The 13,404-nt window shown below is 69.0% G+C and carries 11 protein-coding genes and 1 pseudogene; 10 read left to right on the top strand and 2 right to left on the bottom strand.

Annotated elements, in window-relative coordinates; all coding sequences use genetic code 11:
* Window positions 1-27: 27 nt before the first annotated feature.
* From AC559T_RS16850 to AC559T_RS16870, 5 genes are all read left to right on the top strand, one after another.
* Window positions 28-2,496 carry an MFS transporter gene (locus AC559T_RS16850; RefSeq protein WP_498869353.1) on the top strand — a complete coding sequence of 823 codons (2,469 nt, stop codon included), beginning with the start codon at window positions 28-30 and terminating at the stop codon, window positions 2,494-2,496.
* Window positions 2,497-2,507: 11 nt separating this feature from the next.
* Window positions 2,508-3,488, top strand: coding sequence for an aldo/keto reductase (locus AC559T_RS16855; RefSeq protein WP_498869354.1), 981 nt, complete (start codon window positions 2,508-2,510; stop codon window positions 3,486-3,488).
* An 11-nt stretch (window positions 3,489-3,499) separates the two neighbouring features.
* Window positions 3,500-4,336 carry an SDR family oxidoreductase gene (locus tag AC559T_RS16860; protein ID WP_498869355.1) on the top strand — a complete coding sequence of 279 codons (837 nt, stop codon included), beginning with the start codon at window positions 3,500-3,502 and terminating at the stop codon, window positions 4,334-4,336.
* Between the two features lie 70 nt (window positions 4,337-4,406).
* Complete coding sequence (locus tag AC559T_RS16865; protein WP_498869356.1) at window positions 4,407-5,378, top strand: aldo/keto reductase; 972 nt, start codon at window positions 4,407-4,409, stop codon at window positions 5,376-5,378.
* A 156-nt stretch (window positions 5,379-5,534) separates the two neighbouring features.
* Window positions 5,535-7,196: a CocE/NonD family hydrolase gene (locus AC559T_RS16870; RefSeq protein WP_498869357.1), complete on the top strand. Its 1,662-nt coding sequence runs from the start codon at window positions 5,535-5,537 to the stop codon at window positions 7,194-7,196.
* 323 nt (window positions 7,197-7,519) lie between these two features.
* On the opposite strand, the gene AC559T_RS16875 is transcribed toward AC559T_RS16870, so the two are convergent.
* Complete coding sequence (locus tag AC559T_RS16875) at window positions 7,520-8,140, bottom strand: TetR/AcrR family transcriptional regulator (RefSeq protein WP_498869381.1); 621 nt, start codon at window positions 8,138-8,140, stop codon at window positions 7,520-7,522.
* A gap of 168 nt (window positions 8,141-8,308) precedes the next feature.
* Between AC559T_RS16875 and AC559T_RS16880 the strand changes: the two genes are divergently transcribed.
* The 5 genes and pseudogenes from AC559T_RS16880 to AC559T_RS16900 all read left to right on the top strand — a co-directional run bounded on the left by AC559T_RS16880 (window position 8,309) and on the right by AC559T_RS16900 (window position 12,438).
* Window positions 8,309-9,031, top strand: a complete 723-nt coding sequence (locus tag AC559T_RS16880; RefSeq protein ID WP_498869358.1) for an SDR family oxidoreductase — start codon at window positions 8,309-8,311, stop codon at window positions 9,029-9,031.
* Window positions 9,032-9,083: 52 nt separating this feature from the next.
* Window positions 9,084-9,860, top strand: a complete 777-nt coding sequence (locus AC559T_RS16885; RefSeq protein ID WP_498869359.1) for an SDR family oxidoreductase — start codon at window positions 9,084-9,086, stop codon at window positions 9,858-9,860.
* Window positions 9,861-9,922: 62 nt separating this feature from the next.
* Window positions 9,923-10,405, top strand: coding sequence for a nitroreductase/quinone reductase family protein (locus AC559T_RS16890; protein ID WP_498869360.1), 483 nt, complete (start codon window positions 9,923-9,925; stop codon window positions 10,403-10,405).
* Entirely contained in the window at window positions 10,402-11,289 is an 888-nt protein-coding gene (locus tag AC559T_RS16895) for an NmrA family NAD(P)-binding protein (RefSeq protein WP_498869361.1), read from the top strand. The genes AC559T_RS16890 and AC559T_RS16895 overlap by 4 nt, the downstream gene beginning before the upstream one ends.
* An 87-nt stretch (window positions 11,290-11,376) precedes the next feature.
* A pseudogene (locus tag AC559T_RS16900) lies at window positions 11,377-12,438 on the top strand (integrase core domain-containing protein).
* 156 nt (window positions 12,439-12,594) lie between these two features.
* Here AC559T_RS16900 and AC559T_RS16905 read toward each other — a convergent pair.
* Window positions 12,595-13,179, bottom strand: a complete 585-nt coding sequence (locus tag AC559T_RS16905) for a hypothetical protein (RefSeq protein ID WP_243657960.1) — start codon at window positions 13,177-13,179, stop codon at window positions 12,595-12,597.
* Between the last annotated feature and the right edge of the window lie 225 nt (window positions 13,180-13,404).

The following is a 13,404-nucleotide window of genomic DNA, read 5'->3' on the forward strand; positions in this document are numbered from 1 at the left end:
CGGGCAGACCTGCGGTTACCTGAGTACATGAGCCAGCCCGCCCCGGACCCACAGCGTTGGAAAGCGCTCGCGTCCATCTCCGTGGCCCAGCTGATGGTCCTGCTGGACGGCACCATCGTCAATATCGCGCTGCCGCGCATGCAGACCGATCTGGGCTTCTCCGACGCTGACCGGCAGTGGGTCGTGACCGCCTACACCCTGGCCTTCGGCGGTCTGTTGCTGCTGGGCGGCCGACTCGGCGACCTGTGGGGCCGCAAGCGGCTCTTCCTGATCGGCCTGGTCGGCTTCACAGTCGCCTCCGCTCTCGGCGGCGCCGCCGTGAACACGGGCATGCTCTTCGGCGCCCGTGCCCTGCAGGGTGTCTTCGGCGCCCTGCTCGCGCCGGCAGCGCTGTCGCTGGTCACCACGACGTTCACCGAGGGCAGGGAACGTGCCACCGCCTTCGGCATCTTCAGCGCCATCGCGATGGCCGGCAGCGCCATCGGTCTGCTGCTCGGCGGATTTCTGACCGAGTATGTCGATTGGCGTTGGTGCCTCTACGTCAACATTGTCTTCGCGGTCGTCGCGTTCACCGGAGCCATGGTCTTCGTGCACGACGACGGCAGCCGTAACCGGGACCGGCTCGACCTGCCCGGCGCCCTGCTCGGGACCGTCGGTCTGCTGACCCTGGTGTGGGGCTTCGCCGCCGCGGAGACCGACGGCTGGGGCGCACCGGTCACCGTGGGCATGTTCGCGGTCGTCGTCGTGCTGCTGGCCGCGTTCGTCGCTGTCGAGGCACGGACGAAGGCGCCGTTGTTGCCGCTGCGGGTCGTGACCGAACGCAACCGGGCCGGCGTCTATCTCGGCATCGGCCTGGCCATGATCGCGATGTTTGCCCAGTTCCTGTTCCTCGCCTACTACCTGCAGCTGATCAAGGGGTATTCGCCGTTACTGAGTGGCGTGGCGTTCCTGCCGATGGCGATCTGTCTGACCATCGGGTCCACACAGGTGGGCGCCCGCCTGATGAACCGGGTACCGGCCCGGCTGCTCATGGTCCCCGGGCTTTTGGCCACCGCGCTGGCTATGGCGCTACTTGCCCAACTCACGCCGGACAGCTCCTACTGGGCCATGGTCCTGCCCGCCCAGATCATTCTCGGCCTCGGTATGGGCGCCGCATTCACCCCCCAGCATGAACCTCGCCACCCACGGCGTGCGGAGCGAAGACGCCGGCATCGCCTCCGCCATGCTCAACACCTCCCAACAGATCGGCGGCTCCATCGGCACCGCCCTGCTGAACACCATCGCCGCCGGCGCCACCGCCGGCTGGGCGGCCAGCCGGTCGGCAGACGCCGCCGCCGTGCACGGCTACACCACCGCCTTCTGGTGGGCCGCCGGAATTCTCCTGCTCGCCGCGGCCATCGTCGCCGTCTGCGTCAACGCCGGCACCGACCGGTCCGCCACCGAGTCCACGAGCCCGGACCAGCAGACCGCCGCGCCGCTCATGGCCCGTTGACCGCCCACCCAGAAACGACAAGGGAGACCGCCATCGGACCGACCGATGTCCTCATCGAGATCGCCTACTGCGGGATCTGCCACTCCGACATCCATGCGGTCCGCGGGGAATGGGGCCCGCAGCCGTACCCGCTGACCCCCGGGCACGAGATGACCGGCGTCGTCACCGAGATCGGTGCCGACGTCACCAAACACGCCGTCGGGGACCGGGTCGGCGTCGGCTGCATGGTCAACTCGTGCGGCATCTGCGCCAACTGCGAGCAGGGCGACGAGCAGTACTGCCTCACCGGCAACACCCTCGCCTACGGCTCCACCGACACCGACGGCTCCACCACCCAGGGCGGCTACGCCACCCACATCGTGGTCACCGAAGACTTCGTGCTGCGCATCCCGGACGGCCTCGACATGGAAGCCGCCGCGCCGCTGCTGTGTGCCGGCATCACCAGCTACTCGCCCCTGGCTCGCTGGGGCGCCGGCCCCGGCAAGAAGGTCGCTGTCATCGGCCTGGGCGGGCTCGGCCACATGGCCGTCAAACTCGCCCACGCCATGGGCGCCGAGGTCACCGTCCTGTCGCAGTCGCTGAAGAAGCAGGACGACGCGCTGCGGCTGGGCGCGGACCACTTCTACGCCACCGGCGACCCGAAGACGTTCGAAACCCTGGCAGGCACGTTCGACCTGATCGTCAACACGGTCAGCGCGCCGATCGACCTGCCCGCGTTCCTGGGGCTGCTCGCCCTCGACGGCGTCTTCAACACCGTCGGCGCCTCGGGCGTGCCGGAGATCGCGTTCCCGGTGGGCGCGATCGCCGCCAACCGGCGGGTCTACACCTACTCGCTGATCGGCGGCATCCGCGAAACCCAGAAAATGCTCGACTTCTGCGCGCAGCATCGCATCGGCGCCGAGGTCGAGATCATCCCAGCCAACAAGATCAACGACGCGTACGAGCGGATCCTCGCGTCCGACGTCCGCTACCGCTTCGTCATCGACAACACCACCCTCAACTGAGCGGACAACCGATGGAATACACCCGACTGGGCAACTCGGGGCTCAAGGTCAGCCGGATCGCACTGGGCTGCATGAGCTTCGCCACCGGCGCCCCCCAGATGCAGTGGACCCTCGACGACGACGCTGCCGAGCCCCTGTTCCGCCAGGCCGTCGACCTCGGCATCACCTTCTGGGACACCGCCAACATCTACGGCGCGGGCACCTCCGAACAGATCGTCGGCCGTGCCGTGCGCAAGTACACCAGGCGCGACGACGTCGTGCTGGCCACCAAGCTGTTCCTGCCGATGGGCGACGGCCCCGGCGGCCAGGGCCTGTCCCGCCGCGCGGTCATGGAGCAGGTCGACGCTTCTCTCGCCCGCCTCGGCACCGACTTCATCGACCTGTACCAGATCCACCGGTTCGACCCACAGACCCCGGTCGAAGAGACCATGGAAGCCCTGCACGACGTGGTCAAGGCCGGCAAGGTCCGCTACCTCGGCGCCTCGTCGATGTGGGCGTGGCAGTTCGCCAAGATGCAGCACGCCGCCGACACGCACAGCTGGACGAAGTTCGTGTCCATGCAGGACCAGTACAGCCTGATCCAGCGCGAGGAAGAACGCGAGATGTTCGGCGTACTCGCCGACCAGGGCGTCGGCAGCATCCCCTGGAGCCCACTCGCCGCCGGCCTGGTCACCCGCCCGTGGGGCGAGCGGAGCACGACTCGGTCCAAGAACAACCCGACGACAGACCGGCATGGCCGCCCCCTGTTCGTCGACTCGGACAAGGCAATCGTCGACGCGGTGCAACGCATCGCCGAAACCCGCGGTGTCTCGATGGCAACCGTGGCGATGGCCTGGGTCCTGAACAACCCGGTCGTCACCGCGCCCATCGTCGGCGCCACCAAGGCCCACCATCTCGCCGACGCCGCCGCCGCCGTCGACCTCGCACTGACCGACGACGAGATCACCGCCCTGCAGGAGCCCTACATCCCGCGCGAACCCACGTACTTCTAAAAGGAGTCTCCATGACCCACGTGACAGTCCTCATCGGCGCCGGCTCCATCGGCCAGGCCATCGCCCGCCGCGTCGCCGTCGGCACGACCGTCCTGCTCGCCGACATCAAAGAAGACGCCGCGAAGGCAGCCGCGACGCTGCTCACCAGCGCCGGATTCCAGACCACCACCGCGCACGTCGACGTCTCCTCGGCGACCTCGGTACGCGAACTCGCCGACACCGCCGCCCAGCTCGGCGACGTCGTGCACGTCGTGCAGACCGCCGGGCTCTCCCCGGCCCAGGCCACCCCCGAAGCGATCATCGCCGTCGACCTGGTCGGCACCGCCCACGTCCTGGAGCAGTTCGGCCGGGTCATCGCCCCCGGCGGATCCGGCATCGTCATCGCCAGCCAGGCCGGCCACATGATCCCGCCGCTGCCGCAGGACCAGAACGAGGCCCTCGCCCGAACCCCCGCCACCGAACTCGCCCAGCTGCCCTTCCTGCAGCCCGAGTTCATCACCAACTCCGGCATCGCCTACGCCGTCGCCAAGCGCGCCAACGTCCTGCGCGTCCAGGCCGAGAGTGTCACCTGGGGCGACCGCGGCGCCCGTCTCAACTCGCTCAGCCCCGGCATCATCATGACCCCACTCGCGCTCGACGAGTTCAACTCCCCGGCCGGCGCCGCCTACCAGGAAATGATCAAGACCTCGGCCGCCGGCCGGGTCGGCACCCCCGACGAGATCGGCACCACCGCCGCCTTCCTGATGGGCCGCGACGGTGCCTTCGTCACCGGCTCCGATCTGCTCATCGACGGCGGTGTCATCGCCGCCATCGCCGCGGGCCGTTACCAGCTGCGCATGGACGGGTGACAGCGCCACGCCGACAACGCCGGCTCCGGTGAACCGTGCTCATCCACAGATTTCTCTGGAAGGACTCTGCGTGCACCAGCGCACTCTTGGCACCGGCGGCCCGCAGGTCTCGGCCATCGGTTTCGGCTGCATGGGCTTCTGGAACGCCGCCGACCGCGCCGGCGGCATCGCCGTCATCCGCGCCGCCGTCGAGGCCGGCATCACCTTCTTCGACACCGCGGAGGCGTACGGTCCCTACCTCAACGAGGAAACCGTTGGTCAGGCACTGGCCCCGTTCTACGACCAGGTCACCATCGCGACCAAGTTCGGCTTCGCCCTCGACGGCCGGCTGGGCAGCCTCAACAGCCGGCCCGAGCACATCAGGCAGGTCGCCGACGCCTGCCTCAAGCGGCTCGACATCGAGACGATCGACCTGTTCTACCAGCACCGCGTCGACCCCGACGTGCCTGTCGAGGACGTCGCCGGCGCGGTCAGGGAGCTCATCGAGGCCGGCAAGGTCCGCCATTTCGGCCTGTCCGAAGCCGGTGTACAGATCACCCGCCGCGCCCACGCCGTGCAGCCCGTAACCGCCCTGCAGAGCGAGTACTCGCTGTGGTGGCGCGAGCCCGAGGCCGAGATTCTGCCCACCCTGGAAGAGCTCGGCATCGCCCTCGTGCCGTACAGCCCGCTCGGCAAGGGCTTCCTCACCGGCGCGATCGACCGCGACACCGAGTTCGGCGACGGCGACCCGCGCGGCGCCATGCCGCGTTTCGCTCCTGAGTTCCGCGAGGCCAACCTGGCCCTGGTCGACCTGCTCAGGACCGTGGCAGTCCGCAAGAACGCCACTGCCGCGCAGATCGCGCTGGCATGGCTGCTCGCGCAGAAGCCCTGGATCCTGCCGATCCCCGGCACCCGCAACGCCGACCGGATGCGGGAGAACGCCGCAGCCGCCGACGTGCGGCTGACCGCCGACGACCTTGCCGACATCGACGACGCCGCGTCCCGCATCCAACCGCAGGGCGATCGGTACCCCGCCGTACTACAGCAATTGATCAACCGCTGACTGATGAAGCACGTCAGGAGCTTCGCCAGCGTGGTCCTGGTGCTGCTGGGACTGGCCGCCTGCGCAGACGGTTCCAGGTCACCGCGAGCCGGGAGTCCCGGCACGGCGAGCGGGCGAGCCGTCCCGGCGCCAGCGCCCTCGGCAGGGGCGGGGGCCATGAGCCCGTATCCGGGCGGGCGCTGGGAGCCTGGCCCAGCCGCCTACGGCGCCGACGTCCGCACGGGCGTGTCGATCAGGATGGACGACGGGGTCGTGTTGCGGGCGACGGTTGCCTATCCCACCGATCGGGCCTCGGGCCGTCGAGCGGCGGGCCGTTTCCCGGTCGTCATCGAGCATTCTGTGTATCCGGAGGCGGTCGGCTTCGGCAGCGGCCCGGTCGACACGTACTTCACCGAGCACGGCTACATCTCGGTGCATGTCAACTCGCGCGGGACCGGCGGGTCAGGTGGGGTGGGCCAGTTCGTCAGCCCGCGCGAGGCCCGAGACGGTGCCGCGGTGGTGCGATGGGCGGCGCGCGACCTCGACGGCACTGACGGCCGCGTCGCGGAGGTGGGGTGCTCGTGGCCGGGCATGCAGGCGCTGGCCGACGCGGCCGCGGTGGGCCCGGGGTCTCCACTGAAGGCGGTTGTGGCGGCGTGCGCGGGAATGAGCACCGTACAACGCATGGACGTCCTGGTCAGCGGCGTGCCGACCGCGGACTTCGGGTTCCTGAACTCCGCCGCGGACAGCCTGATGGATGCCAACCAGCAGACCCGCGACTGGTACCACGCGCTGTCGGACGAGGTCCTCGCCGGTGGCGACGCCGCCTACGAGCGCAGCTTCTGGCAGCAGCGCATCCCGATCGACTCGGCGCGGCAGATCGTGGACAACCAGGTACCAGTGCTGTTGTGGACCGGTTGGCACGACGTCGTCGGGCTCGGAGCGCTGCGCGGCTACACCGCGCTGCAGAACGCCGTCGCCAACCGGCCGGTTTACGCGCCGATGACGCCCGATCAGCGGCCCGACCCTCGCTACCAGCTGTTCGTCGGCGACTGGGGTCACGCCGAGGGGCTCGATCAGGGCGTCGCGCTGCAGTGGCTCGACACCTGGGTCAAGGACGCCGACACCGGACTGCAGCGCACGACAACGCCGCTGAAGCTGTCCGAGGTGGGCTCCGACCGGTGGCTCAAGACGGCCGCGTACCCGACCGTCGACCGCTACACCAGGCTCCTGCTCGGCGGCGGAGGGACGCTCACCTCCGCTTCGACCGCATGGGGTGTTGACACGATCAGGTGGGGTGACCCGTCGGGCCTCACCTACACCAGCGAGCCCCAGCCCGAGGCGACCACCCTCAGCGGGCCGGTAAGCCTCACCGTGTACGCCGCCTCGACGAACCGGAACCTGCAACTGGCCGCCCGGCTCTACGACGTCGCGCCGGACGGTACCGCTGACGAGATCACCCACGGGTCGATCATCGGCAGCCTGCGCGACACCGATCCCGGCAAGAGCTGGTTTGACAGCTCCGGGACACCGACCTGGCCGTGGCAGACTCTCCAGGGCGACTCGTACCTGCAACCCGGACAGACCACCCGCCTGGACCTAGTCCTGGAGCCACGCCAATGGAGTGGACCGGCGGGGCACCGGCTGCGCCTCGAACTCACCACGCAGGCCGGCGTGGCCCTCACCGCACCGCAACAGGCCAGCGTGCCCGGAGCGACGTACCAGATCCAGTTGGGCAGGTCGGCGCTCAATGTGCCGCTGCAGTCCCCGACGGAGCTACCGGAAGCGCGGTGCAGCGTCACGCCCACCAGCCGCGGTACCTGCGTCCCGAGCGACTGAAGGACTCCACGGTGAACCGTCGTAAATTCCTCGGACGGCGCTGTCGCTTTCGAAGAAAGCGGTGCATACGGGACTGCAAGAACAACACCCGCCCTGTTCCACAATCTGTCACCACCGAATGTGAAACAGAGCCAAATGTGTGACAGAGCCGTCGATCGGACACTCCCCGTTCACCGAGCTCGCCCGCGCCGTCTGACCGCGGTCGCCGAAACCCCTGGCGTGCGCCGGATCCTCCGAATGCAACTGTGCTGTCGACCGGGCCACCGGCGGCCGCGCGATTTCCTGGTGCACCTCGGCCGCGCGCACCCGCAGCGGCGGGGGGTTCATCGCCCGATGTCAGGCTGGGGCGCGGCGAACGAGCGCAGGTGGGCGTAGGCGGCGTCGAGCGCGACGCGCAACGGCAGGACGTCCCGGTGGGTCCGGGCGAGGAGGACGCCGCCCTGCAGACTGGTGAAGACCGCGAGCGCCAGGATCTCCGGCTCCGCGTCGGGCACGAGTTCGCCTCGGGTCCGCATCCGTTCCAGGCCTTGCGTCAGGTAGGCCTGCCAGCGCTCGAAGCAGGCCGACAGGTCGGCGCGGGTGGCCTCGTCGCGACCGGCCAGCTCGCCGGCCAGGTTGCCGAGCGGGCAGCCGGGGAAATCGCTCGCCGCGGTCTGGGTGGCGAACTCGTCCATCCAAGCGCGGATCGCCGTCCAGGTGTCGAGCTGCGAGAGCCGAGGCAGCTGTGCTTCGACCAGGCAGTCGAACCGGTCGGCGACGACCGCCCTGACGAGTCCGCCCTTGTCGCCGAAGTAGTGGTAGAGCTGGCTCTTGCTGGCCCCCGCCGCCGTGAGGATCTGGTCTAGCCCGGCCCCGGCCACGCCGCGGTCGTCGATCAGCGCTGACGCCGCATCGACGATTTTCTGGCGGCTGCGCCGGCCCCGGCCGGTCGTCGGTTGGTTCATCACGACGCCACTCTAGCCTGGACTGGACAGATCGGTCCAGTTTCAGCTAGCGTGAGCCGCACAGAACGTTCGCCCCGCCAGTCGTCCCACCTTCCGAGGGCCATCTGGCGCCTGCACTCGAACGGAGCGTTCCTCGTGTCATCGCTCACTGGAAAACCCGCCGCGCTGGTGACCGGCGGTACCACCGGAATAGGTCTCGCGACGGCGCAGATGCTGCACGCCGACGGGTTCGACGTGCTCGTCACCGGCCAAAATCCAGAAACACTTGCCGCCGCTGCCGAACAGTTGCCCGCCGACGTGGTCGTACTACGTTCCGACGCCCGCACACCGACCGAGCCGGATCGGGTAGCGGCTGCCGTTCGGGATCGTTTCGGCCGGCTCGACGTAGTATTCCTCAACGCAGGTATCGGCCAGCTCGTCCCGATCGAAGCAGCCGACGAGGCGACCTACGACGAAATGTTCGACGTGAACGTCAGGAGTCAGCTCTTCACGCTGCAACGGGTCTTGCCCCTGCTGCGAGACGGCGGCTCCGTCGTGTTCAGCACGGCCCTGGGCGCCACGCTCGGTCTGGCCAACTGGTCGGTGTACAGCGCGACGAAGGGCGCGCTGACCGCCCTGGTCCACGCCTTGGCCGTGGAACTCGCGCCGCGAGGAATCCGGGTCAACGCGGTCAGCGCCGGCCCGGCGGACACGCCCGCGCTCTCCAAGCTCGGCCTGCCCGACGCGGCGCTGGCCACGATGCGCAAGGACCTGGCCGCCGCGATCCCCCTGGGCCGCCTGGGCGTCGCCCAAGACGTCGCCCGCGCCGTGGCGTTCCTTGGCTCCCCCGCGGCCGGTTTCGTCACCGGCACGACGATCACGGTCGACGGCGGCCTCGGCGTAGCGGTCTGAGCCGGACGTCCAGGCCCCACGACAGCGTCACGACAACGACAAGGACACGCCCATGACCACGACAAACGCCATCGCCGAGGCCCCGGCCCAGCCGCGGGTCGCGCTCGTCACCGGCGGAACCACCGGAATCGGCCTGGCCACGGCTCGGCTGCTGCACGCCGACGGGTTCGCCGTCGCGATCACCGGCCAGAACCCCGAGACACTCGCGGCGGCGCGACATGCGTTGCCCGACGACGTCCTCGTCCAGCGCGCCGACGCCCGGGTCCTGGCGGACGCCGACGCGCTCGCCGCCGAACTCCGTCACCGGTTCGGGCACCTCGACGCGGTGTTCCTGAACGCCGCCGTCGCCCAGCCCTCGCCGTTCAGCTCCGTCACCGAAGAATCGTACGAAGAACACTTCGGAGTGAACGTGAAAGGGCAGTTCTTCACATTGCAACGAGTGCTGCCGCTGCTCCACGACGGCGGTGCCGTCGTGTTCAACAGCTCGCGGCTGGTCGCCCGGTCGTTTCCCGGGATGTCGCTGTACGTCGCCACCAAGGGAGCGGTGGCGTCGATGGCCAGGGCGCTCGCCGTGGAACTCGCCCCCCGGCGGATTCGGGTCAACGTCGTCAGCCCTGGCCCGGTCGACACCCCGGCACTGGCGAAACAAGGGCTGTCCGCCGCAGAACTGACCAGTCTCCGCATGACGCTGACGGCCAAGGTTCCGCTCGGCCGAATAGCATCGGACGAAGAAGTGGCCCGGACCGTCGCCTTCCTGGTTTCGGACGCGGCCAGCTATCTCACCGGCGCCGACATCGTCGTCGACGGCGGGATGATGGCCAGCGTCTAAAACCCGTGGCAGCATCGTTCCCGTCGACCCCACCCACCTGACCAAAGGAACTCAGACCAGTCATGGACAAGGCCGAACTCGACGAACAGAACCGTCGGGTGACAGCGGAATTCCTCACCCGGGGCGGCGTGGTCAGCGGCGACTACCAGGGTATGCCGCTGCTCCTGCTGCACCACGTCGGCGCCAGGACCGGACATGCTCGGGTCAACCCGATGACCTACCTGGCGGTCAACCACGGCTTCGTGGTTTTCGCGTCCAACGGCGGCGCGGCCGTGCACCCCGACTGGTACCACAACCTCCTGGCCCACCCCACAGTCTCGGTCGTCGTCGGGACGGAGACGTTCCCCGTGGTGGCCCGGGTCGCGGCCGGAGCGGAACGGGAACGGATCTGGGCCCGGCAGAAGGCCGTCAACCCGCTGTTCGCGGAGTTCGAACGGGCCATCACCCGCCAGATCCCGGTCGTCATCCTCGACCGCACCCTGGCTCCGGCTCCGGTGCCGGCACCGGAGCCGGCGTCGAGCAAGGACGGGGACGACCGGCGGTGACCGTCCTCGTCGTCGGCGCTACCGGCCGGACCGCGTCGCACCTCGTCACGTGCCTGCTGCGGGACGGCGTGCCGGTGCGGGCGCTGGTGCGGGACCGGGACAAGGCCGAGACCGTGTTCCGCGCCACCCGGCGTCTTGCCACCGGGCACCTCGAAATCGTCAGCGGTCCCTTCGACGACCCAGCGCTGCTCCTGTCTGCGACGAAGGGGGTCGACGCAGCCTTCCTCGCGCTGTCCACCAGCCCGCAGCAGATCGCGCTGGAGCGGAACGTCGTCGACGCCGCCGCCCGGGCGGAGCTGCCCCACTTGGTCCGGCTGTCCGTGTTCGACGCGGACCTCGACGCCGGCTACGAGATCGGCCGACGCCACGGCGAACTCGACGCCTACCTGGCCGCCTCCGGGGTGCCGCACACCCTGCTCCGCCCAACCTATTTCAGTAGCAACCTGCTGGTCGCCGCGCCCTCGATCGCGGCGACCAGCCGGTGGGCCGGGCTGGTACCCGACGGCCGGGTCGCCCTCATCGACACCCGCGACGTCGCCGAGGCCGCCGCGGTCGTGCTGCGGGACCCCCCTGGCCGCAGGGCGGCCTACCAGCTGACCGGGCCGGAGGCGCTGACATTCACCGAGATCGCCGAACGCCTCAGCCGGGTGATGGGCCGGCGAATCAGCTACGACGCCGCCGACGAAGCCCATGTGCGCGCAGCCATGGCTGCCCGGGGCGTACCGGGCTGGCTGGCCGACATCGCCGTCGGAATCGACCTGGCGATGCAAGCCGGCCGACACTCCCAGGTGACCGACGAGATTCGCGCGCTTACCGGCGCGGCGCCTCGCCCGTTGGAGGCGTTCGTCGAACCCAACCGCGCCACCTACACCCCGGCGGGCTAACCGTGTGGGGCTCCAGAACCCAGATTTGGGCGGCGACCTGCATGTTTGTCTGCCGGACGGGGCCGCGTCGGGGAAGGCTGGATGGTCATGGTGTGGTCGCTGCTCTACGCCCTGACACGCAACGCTCTCGGGCTGATGTTGCTCCGGGTTCGTGGGGACACCGCGAAAGACGTGGAGCTCCTCGTCCTGCGACATCAGATGGCGGTGTTGCGACGGCAGGTGAACCGCCCGGTCCTGGAACCGGCGGATCGGATGATCCTCACAGCCCTGTCCCGGCTGCTACCCCGGGCCCGCTGGGACGCCTTCTTCGTCACCCCGGCCACCGTGCTGCGCTGGCACCGTGATCTCCTTGCACGAAAATGGACCCGAGGCGAACGGGACGACCTCCGGTCAGCACGGAGATCGCCGCACTGATCGAGCGGCTCGCGACCGAGAACACGACATGGGGCTACCGGCGGATCCAGGGCGAGCTCCTCAAACTCGGCCACCAAGTCAGCGCCTCCACGATCCGCCGGGTCCTGAAGTCCCTGGGTCTCCCACCGGCGCCCAGGCGGCAGACCGACGCGACCTGGCGGCAGTTCCTACGCACGCAGGCCTCGACGATGCTGGCCGTCGACTTCTTCCACGTGGACTGCGCCGTGACCCTGCGGCGCCTGTACTGCTTCTTCGTCATCGAGGTCGGCTCCCGCACCGTCCACATCCTCGGAGTCACCGCCCACCCGGACGGACCGTGGACCACCCAACAAGCCCGGAACCTCCTCATGGACCTCGGCAACCGGGCGGCCGACTTCCAGTTCCTGGTCCGTGACCGGGCCGGACAGTTCACCGCCTCCTTCGACGCGGTCCTCGCCGACGCCGGCATCACCACCGTCACGATCCCACCCCGGACGCCCCGGGCGAACGCCTACGCCGAACGGTTCGTCCGCACCGTCCGGACCAAGGTCACCGACCGCATGCTGATCTTCAGCGAGCGGCATCTGCGTACCCTCCTGGTCGAGTACGCGGCCCACTACAACGGACGACGACCCCACCGCGGCCGCGACCTTCAACCACCACGGCCCGACCACCCCATCGCAGACCTGACCAAGGAACGTCAAGCGCCAGCCCGTCCTCGGCGGCCTGATCAACGAATACGAACGAGCCGCCTAAAAGCCCAGGTCAAGGCCGGTATCCGAGTTCTGGCACCCCACACGCGGCCGGGTGGACGGAGCTGCCTGACGTGCTCAAGTTCCTGCTTGGGAGCGCCGACATCCAGCGAATGATGTCGGACCGTCGACGTCAACGGGTTAGCCGGCTCGGCGCATTTCAGGTGTAGGAATACACCTGCAGGTGGAACATGTAGCCGACGGCGGCATGTCCCCAGCCCGGGTTTCCCGGGCAGACGCCTCGATTTGGCTGGTAGCCGTCGAAATAGAGCGAACTGCACTTGAAGCAGAATCGCCACGCAGTCTGAAAGTTGCTCGGAACTGGGTTCAGGTCGTGCCAGAGAAGGTACTGAGGATAGATTCCGGTATGAGACGAGCCGCCGCGTCCGGCGCATACGCCTGGGAAGTCATGGTAGTACAGGGCGCCACAGGACGAGCACTGTCGCCAATCGCTTTGCTGGTACGCCGTCTCGCCAGCGTGATGATCAGTGCTGTTGGTGAAAGGTATCCCGAAAGTCCAGCCCTGTATCACGTGTGTGCCGCCCGCCGGGCATCGGTTGTAGACCTGTTGAAGGTTTCGGACCAAGCCGAAGCATCTGTTGCAGAAGCGCCAGTCGGTGTTCCACGTCCCCGATGCCGCGGCAGGTGAGGGCAGCATGGCGGTTGCCGTGACGGTCGCCAAGCTCAGTCCAGCCGCCAGAAAGACCCGCCGTGGCATGCCGGCTGACGGTTCGTCCACTGTCATTGTGCGCTCCCCCGGATTCCTACATACCCCGCCGTAGACGGCGGTGAGAACATTATCGCGCCCCGACCTCGGCGCTCGTAATCTTGACTGATTTGCGACAGCCGCACCACGCGGGACACCAGGTGACGGGGGCGGTGAGCAGATCAGGATGGCCCCGTGATGACGTTGCCGGAGGCCCGGCACCTCGCGGAGCGCCTGGCTGCCGCGGTAACCGGCCCGGAGCCG

This window comes from Frankia sp. Hr75.2, from assembly GCF_949319125.1.
In the GTDB taxonomy this organism is placed as follows: Bacteria; Actinomycetota; Actinomycetes; order Frankiales; family Frankiaceae; genus Parafrankia; species Parafrankia soli.